Genomic DNA, 21,192 nt, shown 5'->3' on the forward strand with positions numbered 1-21,192 from the left:
TGACAAGGTTTAGAGAGGTGTGGGTATGAACGAGCGTCTGAGGCAGGACCTGGTAGCAGCTGAGGGACCCTTGAGTGGTGAAGTCATTGAGGATGTTGAGTGCGTCGCAGGCGGATGCATTCATCAGGCCTGGTGTTTGCAGTTGAAGGGTGGTCGGCAACTGTTTGCCAAAACAGGTGGGGCAGATGCTTTGCCAATGCTCAAGGTCGAAGCTGAGGGGCTAAAGGTTCTTAAGGCATGGGCTGATCCGGGAGTGTTGGAGGTGCCGGAGCCTTTGGCTTGTGATCAGGTCTGTGGTGAAGCCGTGTTGTTGCTGCCTTGGTTGGATTTTTGGGCGGGTAATCAGGCATCTCTGGGTCGTGGACTGGCCCTGTTGCATCGGGCGTCTGCCGCCGAAAACCCTGGACGCTTTGGTTGGCCCGTGGATGGTTTTATCGGTGCTGGCTCTCAGCCAGGGGGGTGGAGGGAGGAGTGGGGCGACGCATTCGTGACGCTGCGCTTGCGTCCTCAGCTGAGAGAGGCGGCTCGATGGGGCTTGGATCTGGTTGATGTTGAGCCAATCCTCTCGGCGTTAATCCCTTGGTTGGATCGCCATCAACCCAGTCCAAGTCTCGTGCATGGGGATCTTTGGAGTGGCAATGCCAATGTTCTCTCAGATGGGCGGGGAGTCCTGCTGGATCCTGCTACCTGGTGGGCCGATAGAGAAGTTGATTTGGCGATGACTCAATTATTCGGTGGTTTTTCGCAGGATTTCTATATCGGATATGAGAACGTATGGCCACTCCCAGCTGATGCAAGCAAAAGGGTCGAGGTTTATAACCTGTATCACCTCATCAATCATGCCAATCTCTTTGGAGGCTCATATCGAAGTCAGAGCCAATCCATTCTGAATCGTTTGGCAAGTTGGTTGCTGACTTGAATTGCATTTGGATTTGCAGTATTCAGCCTAAGTATTCCTTGCGGAGATTCTGAACCCTTTCAGACAGGGCAGAGCGCTTCTCACTGGTGGTGAGGTTTTGCCAGCTCCATTGGCCCACCATCACCACACCAAGCAGTTCGAGCAGTCCAGGCACGATTGGTAGCAAATTGATTGTATCCATCACTCCCTTGATCAGGATCTGGGCAACGATCACAGCTGCGAAGATCCCCAAAACCTTGCCGATGCGCCCCATCTGGCTCCAATCGAGCTTGTTTAGGGTTTCGTTGACCTTGCCAACGGCTTCGCTGTAACGCTCTGAGAATTTAATCTCCTCATCTGCGTTATCAACGCTGCTTGTGGTGGTCTTTTCTGTGGTGGATTGTTCGTTTGTCACGGTGTTGATGTCGCTCATGAACACGAAACCGATGGCAAATCTTTGCCGAGCGTATCGAAAGGATCTTTGTTATGCCAGGGCTGTTGGAGTTTGATCGTAATTACCTGATGGTTCTTCGTCGCAGTTTATTGGCTGTGGCGCCATTTGAGGGATGTGCTCTCTTATTGGGTTATCAAGATGATTCCAATAGTTATCAAGGCGGCAGTATCTGGAATGTTCGGCTGATTTGGCCTTGCTGCAATGTATGGGAGCCGGGAATGTTAAGCCTCCCTGAAGACTCGGATGATCCGAATCTTGGGGCTGAGCTGCTGCCATCACGCAAGTGTCGCTTTGCTTTGGATCCTCGTGAACAGTTGCAGGCTCAACGCTTTGCCAGAGAGCGCAATTGGCAGGTGTTGGGCAGTGCCCATTCTCATCCTGGCGGTGAGGCTGTGCCTTCCGTTATGGATCATCGCTGGGCCACTGTGCCGTCGTTAGTTGTGATCGTGGCAGGTTCCGGCAATGTGCGCGCTTGGTGGCTGACAGGAGTGCAACCTGGCCAGCAGCATGAGGTTGCGCATTTGGGACAGTGGTAAGGGAATAGCTATCGGCACTCTTTCCCCTATGGGTCTTCACGAAACCGTTGATGTTGACCTGAGCCCCGATGAGTTAGAGCGTTTTTCTCGTCATCTCACCCTGCCAGAGGTTGGGATGACTGGTCAGAAACGACTCAAAGTGGCTTCTGTGTTGTGTGTGGGTAGTAGCGGGCTCGGTTCGCCGGTGCTGCTTTATTTGCTGCTGCCGCTGCAGGGCCATATCGGGATTGTCGATTTAGATGTTGTTGAGCCCTCTAATTTGCAGCGCCAGGTGATCCATGGCACGAGTTGGGTGGGTCAAGCAAAAACGCATTCTGCTCGGGCTCGCATCCTTGAAATCAATTCCCATTGTTAAGTTGATGTCTACGAGAAAGCGCTGACGCGAGATAACGCTTTTGAGATCATTCAGCCGTACGAAATTGTTTGTGACTGTAATGATAATTTCCCTAGCCGTTACCTGGTGAATGACGCTTGTGTGCTTTTAAGTAAGCCCAGTATTTTTGGATCGATTCATCGCTTTGAAGGTCAGGCGACCGATTTTAACCTTGATGCTGAGAGTCCCAACTATCGTGATCTGGTGCCCGAACCGCCACCCGCTGGCTTGGTGCCTTCTTGCGTCGAAGGCGGTGTGATGGGGATCCTTCCGGGATTGATTGGTTGAATCCAGTCTATGGAGATGATCACACTCATCACGGGAATTAGAACGATGTTGAGAGGTCGCTATAGATTGTTGATGTTTTGCCCCTCAATGTAAGGGGCGTATTTTGTGGCTAAGTTCTCAATGCTCAAGGATCAATTATTTGACTGACTTCAGTGTCACCCAATCATTCATCCGTTCGCCAATGATGACAGTGATGATGTTCCTTCGGAGAGTATCCTGATGAGGGGATTAAGGAACTGTTTGCTAAGAAGACTGCGTAGAGGTTGCTTCTAGATGTTCACAATCGACATGAAGATTGGCTTGCTAGCGTCGCTACTATTGAGTTGATTCTGCCTAGCAGAATTGAGAGTGGAGAGTCTGTTGAATAGGACTTTAAATGTAGTTATACGTTGGATTACTTGTTTGCTTAAAGGGTGCGATGCTCCTTCTATTAAGGTTTTGTTCGAATCGAAAAGCCACGGCATTATGAGGCGGTCTTGGCGGTGTGATTTATGATTAAAATCAGTAGCTTAAAGTAAGAATATTGGCTGTTAAAAGATGTTTTTATCTCTGTTCTGTCAGAGGATCAAATAGGTTTGAAAGGAATTCAAAGACTGTCGAGATTGCAGGCTTTTCGCGCAGTCTGATTCGTGCTGTAATTGCCATTCCTGGCCTGAGTTTGTCTAAGCTAAATAACTTAGGTGCGCTTGGTTTTATCAGTTTCAGGTCAGCGCTATAAAGCTTCTGAGGTGAATCTCCTGACTGTGCACTTGTCATGGGCGACAGGGATATGACCTCAGCTTCTATAGATCCAAACTCTGAAGAAGGGAATGCATCGACATCTAGATTTGCAAGGCTTTTGACTTCGATAGGAGCACTCAATTTTGAGGGAATCTTTACTTTGGCAATTAACTCTCGGTCAGGAATGATTGTGGCTACAATGTCGCCCTGTTGAATTCTTGTACCTGGGCTCTGGTATTTGACGTCTTGGATAAAACCATTGACGGGGGAAGTGATCGTGAATCTATTTGACTTGGCTTCAAGTTCTTGAATATTGCCTTTGATTTCTTCTGATGTTTGCTCTGTTTGATGAATTGAACGTTGCTTTTCTTCTCGTATACTTTCTATAGAGAGCGCTGCTTTGCTGATCTGTGTTTTCTTTTCAATGACTTGGGTCTCTTGAATAGCACCTTCTTTTAATAGAAAGGTAAGACGTCTAAGCATGTCCCTGTCTAGGGCTAATTGCTGCTTGCTTTGTTCTATACGAAAATCATACATATTGACCTCACTCACATTTTGAATTTTAATCAGCGCTAGGCGTTTTTTGAGACTTTCCAGGCGGAGCTTTGTTTCATCATCACCATAAATAATAAGTGGTTGCTCTATTGTTATTGGTTGATGGGGCTCTATTAGAATGGATTCTATTACTCCTGGATCTAAAGCTTTTACTGGTACAGCAGGCTTTGCCGTAGTGATTTCCCCTTGAAGCATCACAGTTTCTTCTACTTTTGTGAAGACAGACCAAATTATCAGAGAGACAGAACCTGCACCAATGGTCCAAATCATTACTCTGGACCAAAGAGGTGTTGGAGGTAAAAGACCTAAGTCTGCCTGTGGGATATTGTTTTTGGGTTTGGATTTAGGTGGTCGCAAAATACCTGCTATCTTTTTTAGAATCACTCTGGCTCTCCAAATTGAGACTGATAAAGGGCAAAATAACGACCCTTCTTTTTCATTAACTCTTTATGGTTGCCGATGGAATCTATTCTGCCATCATGCATAACAATGATTTGATCAGCATCGACAAGAGTCGAAAGCCGATGGGTGATCATTAGCATTGTTTTATTCTTAAAGTGAGCGCGCAGGTTGCTTACAACCTGCTTTTCAGTGTCTACATCAAGGGCAGAAGTAGCCTCATCTAAAATAACCATATTAGGATCCTCAAGCAACATTCTTGCCAAAGAGATTCGTTGTCTTTGTCCTCCAGATAGCCCCGCTCCTTTTTCACCAATTGGTGTATTGTAACCATAAGGCAGTGTCATGATGAATTCATGGGCGCAAGCAATCTTTGACATTGCCAAAACCCGTTCACTTTCTGCTTGAGGATCACCTAATGCAATATTTGAAAAAACAGTACCTTCAAAAAGCATGCAATCTTGTGGAACAAATCCAAGCTGTTTACGTAGGCTATAAAGATCAACTTTGGCAATATCAAAGCCATCAATAAGTATCCTACCTTGAGTAGGTATATATAGCCTAGGTACCATCTTTAAAAATGAGCTTTTACCACAGCCACTTTGACCAACAAGTCCTACAAAGGTGCCAGCTTCTATCTCGAGACTTACAGAAGACAAGACAGGAGTTGAAGAACTTGAATAGGCAAAACCAACGGCATCAGCAACTATACGACCTTTAATAGGAGGGATAATTATATTACCTTCTTCATTTTCACTTATCTCTAGTGGTTGATTAACAACATCCCCAACTCTTTCTAATGAAAGAGACATCTCCTGGAAACTCTGCCAGGTTGATGCTAGCCTCAACATTGGTTGGGTTACATAACCACTAATAATACGGAAGGCAATGAGTTGACCAAGAGTAAGTTCATTGCGAAGCACCAGCCAAGCTCCAAGGCCGATAATAATAATGTTGCTAACCTTACTTATGAGCTGTAAGGCATTTGAGCTTGTCGTATTTGCCAAAACAGCTTTGAACCCTTGATTAATAGATTCAAGGTGACGGTCTTCCCATTGGCGACGGGCTGTTAGCTCTGCATTTTGTAATTTTACAGTTTGAATTCCACTTAAGATCTCTACTAAAAGAGAATGTGTACGGGAGGCGGCCTCAGCTCTTCTCCTAATAAGTCTTTGAGTGATGGGAGTGATCCCTACAGTAACAATAAATAAGAAAGGTATTGTCAGTAATACTGTTAGCGTCAAGAGCGGGCTGTAAAAGAACATGACCGCAAAATAGAGAACAGAAAAAATTGCATCGAGTACTGCTGTTAAGGCTGTACCAGTAAGGAATCGGCGTATATTGTCTAGTTCTCCCAATCGACTTGAAAGCTCTCCGACTGGACGTCGATCGAAGAAACGCGCATTAATTCGTAAAAGCCTTGAAACTATTGCTGAACCTACACCAATATCAATACGATTAGAAACTTCAACAAATTGAAAAGTTCTCAGGCTTGAAAAAATTGTTTCAAGTATGACAAAAATCATCATCAAAACGACAAGTGGAGTTAAGGCATCAAAGGCACCTTTACTAATAACCCGATCTATAATTTGTTGAAAAAGTAAAGGTGTCGCGAGTGCAAATAATTGATTTAAGAAGCTTGCAGCAAATACTTCTATTAATTGCAGGCGATAACGCTTCATATACGGAAGCAACCACAAAACATTAAATCTCTTCTTCGGAGTATGTAGGCCTAGAGCAACTGATATGACTTCTGGGTTATCAGATAATCTTTCGCTTGCTTCTGATGTTCGAAGTTTCTCTACCCCCTTAAGAGGATTCAGTATAATTATTTCACGATTAGTTGTGTTTACTATAATGGAACATAAACCCTGACTATCGATCCAAATACATGGCACGGGTAAGCGCAGAGGGCGATCAGGGTGAATACGAATGTTGCGAACTGCAAGTCCAAAGTTGTCTAAGATTGACAGAAGTTTTCTGCCCCAGCGAATATCATCTTCATCCAATATATTAGCTGCTCTGTTAATGGTATCGCGACGGGTAGGGAGCTCAAAATGCTCGACCAACATACTTAGACAAGCGACGAATGCATCTCTGCGATTATTAGCTCTAATCAGATTAAAATCAAAAACTTCCTGCTTGCGAACATCATTATCTAGTTCAAGTGTAGTAGGCATTGAATCATTTATTGGAGCTTCGGGCTGATTGGGCTCTTGTTCAATAACTTTTTCTACTGGTTTGGGTAAATGCCTATTCGTTTGCAATATTTCTTGCGTATGTACGATGCCTATTCGCGGCAATGATTGAGAATTAAAATAGGTACGAAATATTTCCGGAGTCAAGGATTGTCCATATTGAAAACCATCGCTTTCCTGATCCAAATAGAAAAGAATTCCTGTGCTTCTAATCTCTTCAGCTGATTTAACAATATTCAAATCATTCATCAAAAGATTAGGATTGTCATGGTCAGGATTAAAATATTTATTAGAATCCTGAAGAAGAGATTTTACAGTTGGCAATTCAAATGGATCTATCGAATTCCGTAGCAGATCATTCAAAATAGAAACAGATTTCTCAGGCAAGTCTTCAAGACTTATAACTCCATAGCTACAGAGAGAAGATGCTCTTGCCTCTTCTGCTATGGGCAGAGAGTTGAGTTGTGATAGGCCAAGAACAAAAGGAGCATCTGATTTCAATAAAGTGAGAGAGCCAAATGTTCGCTTTTCATCTATTAACCTTAGCTGCCCTTTCTCTATAAACACGATCTTTCCCGGAGAATTATTAGTCGAATAGATTAGAGCCCCAGGCTCAACTTCTTCTAACTCAAGATCTAACTCTAATGAAGTGATCAAGTTTTGATAGTTTTTATTAGACAGCTGCAACTTCCAAATCCTCCTTGTCGAGATAAGTTTTTGAAATTTTTTCAGCTATTTCTTTGCACTTGCTCCCTAATAAAAGTCCCCCTAAAAATTCTTTAGTGGATTCGTCAAAGGAACTATCAAATCTATACTCAAGTCGAACAATCACAGTCCATTCATCAGCTTGAAAAGGTGAAAATAATTGCCTCGCAGAAGCAGTACGAAGCCTTGCTGCGACCTCTGGATGAGGTGTTGTCAGATCAACAGGCCCAATGATTCCCTGAGTTTTGGATTCTGGTCCACAACTGTGTGACTCAGCAGCAGAACCGAACTCTATTTCTCCAGATTCAATAGAATAATAAAGGTTATAGGCAAGATCTTCAGATTCAACTCGAATCAAGCTATAGAGAACGCGGTCTAGCCTATCCTTATAGCGAAGAAATAAAGACTCACCATTACCTGTGATTAGCTTGTCGATTACTCGCTTACGTTTAAGTCGATTATGGGCATAACTAATGAAATTATCGTCGTCACTATTTAGCAGATGGCTGTTTCTCCAGCTCTGAAGGGCTTGATGATTGGGTATTTTTAAGTCTTTTATTAATGTAGAGACTGCTTGCTCATCATCTATTGGCTGCCCTTCATCATCCAATTCAAACTGGTTAACAAATTCGAATTCAGCCTGTGCTCTTATAAGGGATTGTAGTAGTCCATGCAAGGCAACTTGCTGCATCAGAGTTTGCTCCAAAGCTTCCTGCCTGAACCTCTTTGTTGAGCATAGCTAAATTTACAAACTTAGCCAATAATAATCCTAGCTCATTTTGCTGAGTTAGATGAGGCAATAGCGGTTCCCACATCTTGATCAGGAGCAATGTTGGAATAAGCTTTGCTAGCAGGAGCTGCATGAGGTTTAGTTGCTAATCCAAGCAGAGAATTGCAGTCATGAAGTTGGCTTAGCATGATAACGTCTGCCAAAGCAGGGTCTTGCTGAATCGCTTGATCAACAAGTCGTCGCAGTTCAGTCAAAGCCTTTACAGCCTCGCGAGCATGCTCTCCATTCCTATTATGCTTGTTAAATGAACGATTGATCCAATCATCCCAATTAATATCTGGGGTTGGATTAGTTAACAGCTCTTGAGACAAAGCATGTACTGAATGTATAAATCTACCTGGACTTCGCATTAGAGGCATGGCAAGGCTTAATAGCGATTTTCCATTTGAATTAAAGCCAGGTAGCATTTGCATCTGATTCGTATCTGCTTCTGAAATATCTATAGGCTTAAAATCAAGAGCAGAGCAATCCTTACTGATAGAAATGAATCGGCCATCACGCGTAGGCATAGCCCAAACACCTTTAAAGTTTTCACCTCGTCGTCGTAACTTCAACGTAATATTAGTATCCATAGCTTTTGCAGTATTTGTTAGTAGTCTTTCCCCTAGTACAGGAGCTAATAGAAGTGCGATAGCTCCTGCCATTGAAGCTTGATTGGAATCCTCAATAGAGGCTATCAATGAATTGATAGCCTCTAAAGCATCTTCCTTTCTGGCTTGCATCCAGTCTTGTACCGATGCTAATGAATTGTTGAACAATGCATTGGTACGTTGTGCTTTTGTTAATTGATTTTGAGAGGCTAGTGATTCATCATTTGTTTGTAGTGAACCATCTGGTTCCTGCTGGGACGTAAGAGACTCAGGTCTTCTATTACTGTTGAGGTTATCTGAGGTCAAGCCGATCAATGAGTTTGAGGAATTTGAACTCTGCATGGATGGACTACCAATGCTGTTATAAGGTGATCTATTATTGGGCTTATAGCCTTGCGGCGAGCCTGACTGTAGAGAAGAATTGGAATTAGAAGACCTTGCTTCATCATTTATCACTTCCTCATCAGTAATAGAGGAATCATCTATTTCTGATGAGGAAGGATCCTGATTTTGTGGATCGCTAGTTGCATCTTGAGATGTGTCGATCGGATCTTGTATGTCTGGATATTCAGAATCTTGAGGGTTATGGTTATTAGAGGTCTGACCACCTCCCAAAGCTAAGGAGTTACTATTACCACTCGCGACTGCTGATTTTGCAGCAATATCAGAGGTTTTTACAGGTATCAGTGGATCACCAATAATCCCAAAGCGTTGATCAGTATCAAAGAATCCCTGATCAATAAGCAGCATGCTAATGAGATCAGTAGTACTATCTCCGTCCAAATCAATCAGTAGTCCAGATCCATCCATTCGTGGAAGGTAATCGTTACCAAAGCCTTTGCTTAACAACGCTTGTGAAAAATCATCTTCTTTGCGGAGTTTTATGCCAGTTGATAAGGAGCTAGCCTTTGAACCATCTGCGTGGCCATAGAAATAGACATCATAAGCAAGGCCAGAAAGCCACTCTGACATCTCTCCATCCTTGCTTGAGTCATAGGTTAGCTTGCGAGAATTAAATAAATAAGGAGTTCCACTTGATGTTGTCTTGACAAGATCATCGATATCCATACCACCATTTTCGAGACGAATCTGAACGATACTTGATTTTTCTCCTTGAATATCTATGGAAAAATCTAATTCACCCATAGGTGTTTCTGCAATTGTTTGGCTATCTAACAGATCTTCAGCCTTGTCCAAAAGTTCTGCAGATGCCTCTTTCTGCTCAGAATTAATCAACAAGCTATTATCATCATAGGAAGCATCTAGCAATAAAAGAGGCTCTCCATCCTCTGGCTTGCCAAGAATGGCTAAAGAACCTTTCTCTAACTCTTCAATAAATTCCTGTCTCTTGTTACTTTTTACCTGAAGTCTTTCAAATATATCAATAACTTCTGCTTCCTGCTGCTGAAGCTCTTCACCTGCTGAAAGCTTGCTGAATATTTGCTTAAGCTCTCCACCATCTCCTCTTGTTAACAGCTCTAAGCCGCCAACTAATGATTCGTCCTCGTTGCTTGAAGCAACAAACAAACGAACTGTTCCACTGCTAATACCAGTTGAATCTCCAAGTCTTCCTGAGCTATCGATCTGTCTAACAATGATCCGATGGTTGCCTACCGGAAGATCTGTTAAGGAATTGACTTTGCGCGTAAAGCTTATATCTCCAGTGGATTCGTCTAGCTTGAGTAGTCCTTGCAAATCTCGTGGGACCTCGATTTGCCAATTGGCTGTATCACTTGCATCTATATCCGTAAACTGATTCGTAAGTGAGAAGAGTGGTTTCTCAGAAGAGAAGTAATCCTGGGAAAAGAAATCTTGGTTAATTTTTACTGGCTTAACTGAATTAAAGGTTGGAGCAGTATTATCTACCGGTATCCAAATTTCTGAGTAATTGCTCTGAATCTCGCCAAACTGTTTAGAAGTATCTCCTTTAACATGAGTTGATGTCCATAGCTTCAAGGGAATTCCGCTAACTTGTTTTGTACTTAAGGCAGAAGGCAAAAGCTCTATTTGGTTAGGAGCAAGTAAAAGCTTTAGATTCTCTAGGTTGCCGTAAGTGTTGCCTGAAATCTGTTGTAGCTTGTTAAGGTTGACGCTAAAGACTGATTGGTCTTGATCATTAATATTAACCTCAAAGAAATCCTGATCATCCTTGCCTTCTAGAACCAACTTTGCATCTGCTGACTTAACAAGAAATCTCAACTCGGCTTCGTCTCCAGTCGGGTCAACGAGTTCAGGTGCATTTATATTTAAGGCTTGGCCTAGATCAATATTTATATTCTTCTTAGTGATAGTACCGAGAGCTTGAGTGTCTAATATCTTCTTATCAGAGCCTCTGTTAAGAACAGTAGCCTCTGCAGACGGTGTAATTGCGACAGTAAGCCAGTCTGTATTAGCTGTAGAACCATCAGAATCTGTAGCCTCTAAGCGGAACATTTGCTCATAAATACTTGTGATGCCTTTTGGAGGAAGCAGGTTTAGACTGATGTTGCCATTATTTTCAGATATTATTTCTACAATGCTATTAGCAGCAGCATTCTGATGAGAATCCTCTGCTGGTGCTTTAACAAGTCTTATATCTAGTTTATCTCCATGCATCAGATCCTGGTCCTTAAACAATTTTAGCAAAGGAGTGATGTCATTATTGTGTTCTAGATGAGGTTGTTCAGTAAGCCATTTGGCAAGGATACTCTCTGCATTCTTTATTACTTCTGGAGCATCATTTGTATTAGAAATCAGCAATGGCACCTCTGCGCTGGTACTTTTGCCATCCTGATCTGTTGCTGTAATCGTAACGATATAATTGCCGACATCAGCATTCCCTGGTGCAAGTATCTCAATATCAGCACCTGCTTGACTAGAGAAAGAATGAACCACACTATTCTCTGAGTCAAACTGTTCACCAAGTCGTCCATTAAGGCCATCACGATTAAGACCTTTTCCTCTATTTAGGCTTACAAGAACTTTTTGATCTGGATCATTAATCAGTAAGTCAAAACTCAACAAAGTGTCCTTCGGGTTATTCCCTACAGCTTTACCGATAGACAATCCTCCATCAGGCGCAGAGCCTGCTTTCATGCGCAAACCATTCTCGGTTTCGGAAATTGATTGAAATAGAGGCAGCGAATCTGTAATGGAAGCACTATCTTTAACAAGAGTAAGTGCTGGACTCCATGTCACATCAAGATCAGCACCAATTACACCTTTAAGATCTGTTTTACGATCATCTGTAGCTTCAACTAATACTCTGAGCAGTGTATTCTTTTCCAGCTTATCTATATCATCAGGTGGCACAGCATCTCCTAGACTGCCAGATTCAGTTACTCGATAGAATACTGGCTCGATCAAAAGCTTACCGCTTGCGTTAGGCGTGATCGAGCTGCGATGCTCGATACCCAACCAATCAACAACCTGCGGTGACTGATTGCCTTCCTTAGTAACCTTTGTAATTTCATAAGCAAGTGAATCACCATGTATCCTGTCGCTATCAGTAAATAGTTTCGACAGGTCTAGGCGGGAGTAACTCTCTTCATCAATCGTGGCAACTCCGTTTCGTAAGATACCTAATTCAGACAAATCTGGGTTGCTAATGGCTTCCGGAGCTTCATTAACATTGATGACCTCGAGATTAAGGCGATAAGTTGCCACTTCGCCTACATCATCCACAGCCTGCCATTCCAAGGGAGTGATGCCAACATCTAGATTGCCAGGTTTTCCACTCAGCACTCCTCCTGTATTTGATGTAGAAGGTGTGTATTGAAGCCAAGCAGGAAGAAAAGACGGAGTAATCTGGTCAATGCGATCAGTGATATCAGCATCACTAAAGAGCCCCTCAAGATTGAGCTGCCAAAACTCTTGATCTTGATTAACCTGGACTCTTTCCTCCCAGACTCCTTCACGCACAAGGATGGCATTATCACGAACAACGATTGGAGCGTCATTAATATTCAGCACATTGATATTCAGCTCTTTTGTAATACTCGCTCCCCTTTGATCTGTCGCTCGCAGACGCAACACATGTGAGCCAACATTCTCTTTACCTATAGCCTGAACAACCAATTCACCATCTTTTACACTGGCAAAACCATCTAGACTTGAGCTCCATCCGCTATCACCATCACTGATAGTGTATGTAAGAATATCACCATTGATTTTATCCTCATCACTGAATGCAGTTTCAAGGTCTATTTGTATTCGCTGCCTTAGATCAAGATTGCGACTATAGATTTCATTACCTTCATTGCTAATAACTTCCCAGTCTTTCAAGGCTTCCCTGTTGAAGGTTGGCTCTGCATTTACATCTCCAACGTCCAAGCTTAGCTTCATCGTTGTAACTTGGCCTAACGGATCGCTAGCGGTAATCAAGAATTTGAGCATGCCAACGTCAGCATTGCTTGGACTTCCAGCCAAGATCCCTTCTGAACTTAGACTAAGCCAGGATGGCAGTGCCCCAATACTTCCATTCTCGTCCAGAGTGTTGACGCTAAGTGCCAGCTCGCTACTGTTATTATCGACGTCTTTAAAACGAGATAACAAATCCCATTGACCACTCTCCCCCTCTTGAATAGCGCTTAGGTCACTGTCATCGATAATCTCAGGCTTGTCATTGAATTGAGTCAAGAAAACACTAACCGTTGAGACATCTGTACTCAAGACGTCTCCATTTTTGCCAACACTAAAGGCTTGAACCTCAAAACTAAATTCACCAGACTGGTTCGCAGGGCCAAGCCAGTGCATCTGTTGCCATTGAACATAAGGCAACCTTAAAGTTGATGTTAATTCATTGTCTTGATTGGCATTGACTGGTTGGCTATAGGAGGGAGATGAAGAATCACTATTGCTATTAATCAGACGAACAAACTTCGAGCCTTCAGGCAAGCCGCTAATTTCCAATTCTAATGTTTGGCCGACTCCTCTTCCTCTTAGCTGAGCATTAATGACACCTTCTAATTGAGCAAGTAATGGGATCGGTAAATCTTCTAGACCTTCCATGACTCCGCGCACCTCAAGCAGTGGGATCTGGGTAACAGAGTTGGCAGCAACCGTAAGTTTTGTCATTGCTGCTTGAATTTGATCATCACCATCGTGAGATGTAGGAGTAAACGTAATCGTTAGATCATCTGCAATTTCCCCAAGGTATAGACTGAGATTATCAAAATCATCATCTTGAATTTCCCAGCGACCATCTGTCAATTGTGTGGCGGGAACATTAAAGCGGCTATGGGATGGGAGGCTAACGGGCTTGCCATCAACACCAATAGCACCGATCACAAGTGAAAGGCGTTCCGATTGATCACTATCAGGAGATCTGACGATTGGTTTGAGGCTATCTAAATTCAGCCATCCATTGCTCTCGATTAGTAATTTTTTAGCTTCAGATTGGTCAAGTAGGAGGGTTGGCATATCGGCAACTGCTTTGACACTAAAGTTGATATGTTTTAATGCTGTCGCTGACTTGCCACCATCCAAAGGCGCCCTACTAATCACTTCAATATCGAAGCCAAATTGTCCAGCTTGATGCTCATTTGGTTGCAATTGCCAGCCATCTAGGCTAGACAGAATAAAGGTTTTATTGAGCTTGTCTGGCAGGCAAATCTGACCATCAGGATCTATAAGTTTGATGCCCTCTGTTATTTCAGAAATACGGTAACTAAGAACATCCTTATTATTAGCTGCTACAACCTGAATGAAATCGCTAATCTCTACTCCATTAGAGTCTTCTAATATAGTGGGAGCATCTAGAAGAGTAATTTTAGCAGCTCTTGCATTGCGGATAAAACCAAGTGTCAGCTCTTTAGACTCACTCCGAGCGAGCTGGCCATTGCTAATTTCTCGACTGACACTTGAGACAGAGAGCCTGAAGCTGTCAACTTGCTCTATGCCTTTGTCTACCAGCTGCACCTCTGATAAATCTTTAGCACTTATCATTACAATCTGCTCACCATCAGAATTGAGATGGCTAATCGGTTGCCAATTAGCATCAGTTTGATGTTTCAAGGAAAGGCCTTGGGGTAACTTGAACTCAAGTCGTAATTCCTCGGAACCATCTGTGTCTTTAAGACCCGACTTAGGATTCTGTTGCTTGATCAAGCTAGATAGGGAAACAGAACCTCCCTCCAAAAGTGCAGGAGGAGACTCGTTATAAACAACATCAGAGGGTTTATCTGCAATCGCCCGAATAGTTATGAGTGCATCCTGGCTCGTGCGGCCGATATTACCATTGGAAGCTTCTGTTGTCACAGCATGCCATTTAAATTGCAAAATGCCAGAGAAGTCTTCTGCAGCATGCAATTCCACTCCTTCGAGTTCTTCAGAAGTAAACCTATAGACACCCTCTTCGGAATCTAAAACAACTGGCTTATCCCCAGTCACTAAGCGTTGCAACACAACTCCATCTGGGATTGCACTCAACTCGTAATGCATGATTTCTGAACCATCATCGTCAACAAGTTCTGCTCGCTTAAGAATTTGATTTAATGCAAGAGACTGGTCTTCATTGATGGTTACGTTATTCAATTGCAACAGAGGTTCATTAGCAACTGCTACAACATCCAAAGCCATACTTGTAAGTGCAGAACTAAGTAATGAGCCATCAGGCTGCAGCTGACTGATCAACACCTGCAAATTTGCATTTCCACTCCAGTTTTGACCAGGGATCAGTTCAACTTGGCCGTCATTAGCATTCAGTTCAGACCATGTAAATAACCAATCACCACGAGAATCACGAACACCTACAGAAGGAACAATCTCAGCTGGCAAACCTGACATCCGAACCAAGGTGAAGTCATCCAAGCCATTCTCTGACCACTTAGCACTGTCCTTACTTCTTAACTTCAATGCAACAGGGTTGCCATTTTCCTGTAACTGAAGGCGACTTAAACGTGATTCAAGGCCTGTAGTTAATTCATCACTAACTTCCTCAGGACTTGATTTCAATAACGAGATTTGATTAACTGCATGATCTCTTTGATTCGCTATCTCTTCAGAATCGCCAGCTTTCTGAACTTCTATGCCTTCTAATTGAAGGTCTAATTTTGCAGTAAATGCGGGCGCGATGCGAAGACCGACGTCATAAAGATCGTAAAGAGCTGCTGGATCAGCAAGACTGGCACCGCTTAGGCGACGCAACACAGCATTATCTGCTGCCCATTCAGGCTGCTCGGCGAGTGTAATTAGCGTGTCTAGGTCAATAGACTCAAGAAACTGGTTGAGGGGTTGTAGCTCATCGACTTCGCTGATTGCATCACCATCATCGAACCAAATTTGCAAGTGATTCCAAGATGAGTCAAGGCTATTGATCAGTCCATCATTATTAGCATCCAGGCTGGCAAGAGCCGAACTACCTGAGAGAAAACTACGTTGGCGATTATCTGTCTGAAAATACTCCGAAAGCAGCTCGCTAATAGAGCTGATATTTATATCAGCATTAGCAGAATCATTACTGATATCGTTGAGAACAAGGAATCCGGCATTTAGTTGGCCATTCGCATTCGCATCTGATTTAAGCCAGGCCGTTGGGACTGCAGGACTCCCAGGCAGCATTTCAAAGCTCACACCACTACCATCACTTGCTAACGAAGTAAGTGGGAGACCTTGCTTTCCTGTCAAATCAAGAATCAGAGGGTCGACAAATCGTGTAGCTGCAGACAAGCTTTGTACAGAATGCAATCCGCCATTCATGGCCGCAAGATTAAGTTTATGCTTAATAATCTCAGATCTGGAATCGCCACCAGGCTGGTTACTAATTCGAGCAGTGAGCGCTAAATTCAGACAAGCACCATTAAGGCTTACCGCATTCTTATCAGTAGCAACAAGGAACAGATTGCCGTCATTAACCGTTGTATACCCAATTGAACTAGCAGCTTCTTGTTTGTCTTTAGAATTTAAGGTGAATAATGTCATCGTGCCAAATGCGTCTGTCGCACCCACAGCTTGAAACGTGTCGTTCACCTTCTCCGCTAATACATACCCAGGTGGAATGTTAATTACAGCCAGAGTAAGATCTTCATTTAGATTCTGCTTACCAGATTCACCAACCCCACGTTGTACAGAGATTGTCAGCGCACCTGTCTCAGGGTTAAAATTTAGGCAGGGTTCGTCTTCAAATGGTTCAGTTATAAACTTAGGAGCCAGAGCAACTTGAGCCACATCCCAGGCGAAAGGAAGGTCTTCAACTTCACATGCAAGTCCATTGGTGATATCACTTGCCAATTCAAGTGGATCTAAATGCTCTCTAAGTACAGAACGTGCGGACGCCAATACACTTAAACGACCTTCAAAACTACCTTTAAAACTTGCAGGACTAGTGATCCCCATATCAAGTGTATCTGGCAATGGCTGTTGCTCACTATCGAAAGTGATAATGAAGCGCTTATTGACAGCTTCTCCTAATTGATGTGGTAAAAGTTTTGAACTGATTTGAGCTCCCTTGATGTTGATCGAGCTATCTGCAGGTAAGTCGAGTTGCAATTGCAGACTCTTAGCTGCATCAGGTAGGTCGAGCTCAAGTTGAAACATTCCTTCTTCGCCAGAGCGCTGGATGCCCACTGGAGGTCTCAATAGCAATTCAGGAGCCTGTTTTAATAACGGAAAGGGATTTGTGCTGAGAGTTTTTGCTGTGGAGAAAGCTTGCGTGCCATTGCTGGCTTCAGTACTGATCGCTTCAACAATCAGAGAAGTATCTTGATGGGCTGCATCTCTGCTGCGAAGATATGCAGATTGCCACTCATCTGAAGTCAGTAAAAGTAAATTACCTTGACGCTCTCCGAGCTCGACACCGCTTTGATCAGTGATCAAGAGATCGGGGCGATTTCCTGGTAATTCAACACGATAACTAAGTTGTTCGCGTGGATCGACACTATTTGCTATGAGCCGACTTGCGAGAGTTTCAAGCCTTAGTGAATCACTGCTGGGCAATTCACTTCTAATACTATCTACCCAAAGGGGCGAATTGGCAGTTGGCTCAAGAGTGAAAGCAACAGCCTGTGTGATTGTCTCAGAGACAAGGCCGGTATCGCCAAGTTCACTTCGAATGGAAACATCTAACTTGAAATCACCGATTGCGTGCTCATCATCAGCAGCTTTGAATTGTAAATCATCCATAATAGCTTGAACTTGTTCTGCTGATCCAGTGATTTGCCATTGACGTTGAGTGCTTGAATAAGTTGAATTGACCACGTCAACTCCAGCTATTTCTACAAGATTTAATGGTTGTTGTTTTCCTAGCGGCTGTTTAATTGTGAGGTGGACCAATTCACCATCTCGTGGCCTAAGAGTGAATTGAACGAGATCATTTAGTTGAACGAGGGACCCTTCTGGTTTCTTAGAAACATCATCTAGAGCTACAAGCTCAGGGGTGGTGCAAGTTCGCTGTAGGTTAAGTGAAAGATCAAAACTGGCTGATTCACCAGAAGTATCAGTAGCAATTAATCGAACCTGCCACTGGCTCAATCCGCCATACGCATCAAGCCCAAGGCCCGAAGTATTGCCTTTTATCGTCAATGTCTTAGGATCAAATTCAAAGGGAGGGGAATGATTGTCGTTTGATTGCCTAAATAAGTTTGTTGCGCCTTGCAACTCAATAGTGAGTTGTTCAGAGCCACTCATAATTAAATCTGGATCAGAGAAAAGAGAGCGAGGAAGCTCCAGCAATACATCTTCCTCTTCAGCTAATGTAATTTCCAAACCACGGAGTTTATTCGATTGATTACTACTCTCAGCGGAGTTGATTACTGTTGCACTATTGATGCCTTTTGTCCTCAAAGATTCAAGCAGATCATCTGCACTAGCAAAGCTGACAATAGGTGAACTATTGCGATGGCGAACAAGTAGAGGAACTATTGCTGAAGCACTCAATCCTGCCGAATCTGTAGAACTCACTCGAAGGATATGCTGACCAATCTCTTCAACACTTGGATTGATTTTCAGCAGGCCTGAATTCTCATCCCAACTTAGCCATGCTGGACGCTGATCTTGAGACAGATTATGATCTGCTAAATCAATCACTTTACCAGTTCCGATATCAAGTTCAACATGAAGTTTTAATTGCTCGCCAGGCACGATATTGAGGTCTGGATCATTGAACCAAGTCTTTAAGTCAATGATGCGTTCTAAGCCAGTAAATAATGCATTAGGATCAGTTTCACTTAGGGGAGCCTCTCCAGAGGCAATAGGAAGCTGAGCAGCTAAGAATTCAGAAAGCAATTGAGTGCGGTGAGGCGTATCATTAACATTTTCAACGTTAAGGCTGATAGATTGATCAACAAAAAGACCTGACGCGTCTACAGCTCTGATAACAAACCTATTAATGCCAACATCCCTGCTTCCTGCTGTACCAGTCAGGGTTCCATTGGCGTGATCAATCTGGATCCATGCCGGTGGAGACTGATCACCTTCTGCTGCAACAAGTTGATAGTGAAGTTGTTCATCTCTATCTACAGACAAATCTGGATCAACAAAAGCACCTTTTGGTAACCTATAAGTAAAGCTCTCTCCTTGAATCAGGTGCGGAGGAACAAGCGATACTGATGAATCAACCTGAGGCCTGTCATTAACGTTTTTAACGTCAATTAAAAGCTGTTGTTGAGCCGTGCCTCCTCTACCATCATCGGCGATAACAGTAACACTATAACTACCTACATCAGAATTTTTGGGGACACCGATCAGTCGGCCCGTTTGACTATCAACCTCTAGCCAACTCGGGGCCGAAACCAGCTTGTAATGAAGACTAGAATCATCCTGATCTCTAAATAGACGGCCAAGATCGTGGCTTAGTGATTGCCCCTGTAGCAATTCAGGAGTAAAGCTTTCAGAGGGAATCTCTGTTTCTGTTAATGCTATTGGTGCATCATTAACCTCACTTACAGCTACAGCCAAATGAGTGGTTAGGCCGCTATCGAGTTCCCCCTGCTGGAGAGTAAAGGCATAACTGCCAACTTGCTCTTGCGTAGGCTGAGCTTTTAGAACCCAAGCATTAGGGCTCTGGCCATCAAGAACAAGAATTTGTTGATCATTTAAATCGATACCTCCATTCGTTGGTGACATGGTGACCTGCATTTGCAGATCAAGAGCCAGAGAAGGATCTTCAACCTGAAAAGCTAAGCGGGCGAAGAGCGTTTGCGGATCTGCCGCACTTAGGTTCCCGAGTGCCTCACCAAGTCCTGCATTAGGTAGCGCAGCAGCGCCAATGCCCACAAGTGTTTCGCGGGGTAGATCTCTAGCGCTTTCTGGCTGAAGTGTTGTGAGCTTGCCTGTTTTCTGAAAAAGTGGCAAATGATTACGCTCAAACACCTGATTTGAACGGTTTTGATCAACAATCAAATCCAATGCAGAGGCATTCCAATTGAGATCAAGTTCAAGACCAATCAGACCGAGACCATCGGGTCGACGATCTTGAACATGAATCTCTACCCACAGCTTCTTTAGATCCTGAGGATCAGATTCAAAGGTTTGACTAATCACAAGACGCCCATCTCCCACAAGCTCGGGAGTCGGAGACATCTGCATCACCTCTATCCAATCAGGCAAAGGTGGTGACGAAACACCCGGCAACGAAAAGGTACTAAGACTCCATGGGCCATTGGTGTCAGCCGTTGGTGGATAATCACCCAATGGCATGAGTGTGGTTTTGTCCTCAAACCACTCTTCAACTTTGAAAGGAATGTTGAGTGGCGAGTCCTGTTCATTCAGCCGTGGAGCTCTATTTTGATCAAGAGGACGCCAATTAAAAGTATCAAGATCAAGATTATCTTTTACGTCTGGGAAGTCTCCAACTGAAGAGAACGTTGCTTTCCCATTCTTAGGGCTAAAATCAACTTCTGGTTGGCTTTGGATTATCTCTAACTGATTATCTTCAGTATCAGCCACAAGCGCGTGGACTTGCACTTGGCGTTGTAGGGTAACTTGCAATGGTTGCTCATCTTGCTCAACTTGAGCGCTATTCTGATAGTCAAGCAAAGGGTTAAAAGGAAACTCCTCTCCTTCTAAAACAGGTCCAGAAAGAGTCTTTGCATCTATTAGAAGTTGATCATCCAAGCCTGAACTTGGATTCTTTTCTAACAAAATGTCAGTCAGTTGCTCTGTATTCTGATAAACAAGAAAAGGATCACTGGCGAATTCATCTCCTAAAAGAGGAGAAAGATTATTTGAAACCAGAGGCAATGAATCTGATTCAGCACTTATGTAGAGACCAGAAAGAGCATCCGGAGGAGCCTGAGTTGTTTCTGGTGCTTCAATCTTACTTGAGCCTGAAGTATCAAAATACAAGTCAATATGGGCATCTAAATGAGTTGGATCTGGAGGGGATTGATCCAAATCGGTAGAATGCAGACCCTGCTCAAGAGATGGAGCTGCATAGGCTGATCCATGCAGGACTAATTGAGAATCCCACGGAGAAGGTTCATAGAGGTTATCAACATCAAGACCAGGTACATCGCCCGCTAATTTCTGGATTGAGCTATCTAGTTCCTGCTGCTGTAAGGAAATAGATTCACCATTTTGCCACGCAGGTGAAACCTTCTGATCATCCAGGTCTAGATTAACTGAAGCAGTCTCTTGATTGAGTGAATCTGAGGGAGAATCATAAATAATCTCTGGAGCAGAAAAAGAATATTGAACAGCATCATGCTGCGTATTATTTGCATCGACGGTCCAGTTTACTGATGCGAGCGGTTCATCCATCGAGCCATTAG

General features: G+C 43.5%; 7 protein-coding genes and 1 pseudogene. 3 read left to right on the forward strand and 5 right to left on the reverse strand.

Annotated elements, in window-relative coordinates; translation table 11 throughout:
• The first annotated feature begins 25 nt into the window (after nucleotides 1–25).
• Nucleotides 26–919 carry a fructosamine kinase family protein gene (locus tag SIB80_RS04070; protein WP_063420385.1) on the forward strand — a complete coding sequence of 298 codons (894 nt, stop codon included), beginning with the start codon at nucleotides 26–28 and terminating at the stop codon, nucleotides 917–919.
• 22 nt (nucleotides 920–941) lie between these two features.
• Here the strand turns inward: SIB80_RS04070 and SIB80_RS04075 are convergent, their stop codons facing one another.
• Nucleotides 942–1,331 (reverse strand): CAAD domain-containing protein, encoded by a 390-nt coding sequence (locus tag SIB80_RS04075; RefSeq protein ID WP_063420384.1) that lies wholly within the window; start codon nucleotides 1,329–1,331, stop codon nucleotides 942–944.
• A 53-nt stretch (nucleotides 1,332–1,384) separates the two neighbouring features.
• Between SIB80_RS04075 and SIB80_RS04080 the strand changes: the two genes are divergently transcribed.
• Nucleotides 1,385–1,888, forward strand: a complete 504-nt coding sequence (locus SIB80_RS04080) for a M67 family metallopeptidase (RefSeq protein ID WP_063420383.1) — start codon at nucleotides 1,385–1,387, stop codon at nucleotides 1,886–1,888.
• A 28-nt stretch (nucleotides 1,889–1,916) separates the two neighbouring features.
• A pseudogene (locus SIB80_RS04085) lies at nucleotides 1,917–2,627 on the forward strand (ThiF family adenylyltransferase); the annotation flags it as partial.
• A 465-nt stretch (nucleotides 2,628–3,092) separates the two neighbouring features.
• On the opposite strand, the gene SIB80_RS04090 reads toward SIB80_RS04085, so the two are convergent.
• The 4 genes from SIB80_RS04090 to SIB80_RS04105 form a co-directional block, all read right to left on the reverse strand.
• Complete coding sequence (locus SIB80_RS04090; protein ID WP_063435030.1) at nucleotides 3,093–4,208, reverse strand: HlyD family secretion protein; 1,116 nt, start codon at nucleotides 4,206–4,208, stop codon at nucleotides 3,093–3,095.
• Nucleotides 4,205–7,108 carry a peptidase domain-containing ABC transporter gene (locus SIB80_RS04095; RefSeq protein ID WP_063435029.1) on the reverse strand — a complete coding sequence of 968 codons (2,904 nt, stop codon included), beginning with the start codon at nucleotides 7,106–7,108 and terminating at the stop codon, nucleotides 4,205–4,207. Before SIB80_RS04095 ends, SIB80_RS04090 begins: the two co-directional genes overlap by 4 nt.
• Nucleotides 7,095–7,817 (reverse strand): peptidylprolyl isomerase, encoded by a 723-nt coding sequence (locus SIB80_RS04100; RefSeq protein WP_169246934.1) that lies wholly within the window; start codon nucleotides 7,815–7,817, stop codon nucleotides 7,095–7,097. Before SIB80_RS04100 ends, SIB80_RS04095 begins: the two co-directional genes overlap by 14 nt.
• A gap of 83 nt (nucleotides 7,818–7,900) precedes the next feature.
• On the reverse strand, nucleotides 7,901–21,181 hold the full coding sequence (locus SIB80_RS04105; protein ID WP_063420379.1) for a putative Ig domain-containing protein: 13,281 nt from the start codon (nucleotides 21,179–21,181) through the stop codon (nucleotides 7,901–7,903).
• Nucleotides 21,182–21,192 lie beyond the last annotated feature (11 nt).

The sequence above is a fragment of the Prochlorococcus sp. MIT 1327 genome, assembly GCF_047304785.1.
GTDB classification, from domain to species: Bacteria; Cyanobacteriota; Cyanobacteriia; order PCC-6307; family Cyanobiaceae; genus Prochlorococcus; species Prochlorococcus marinus_D.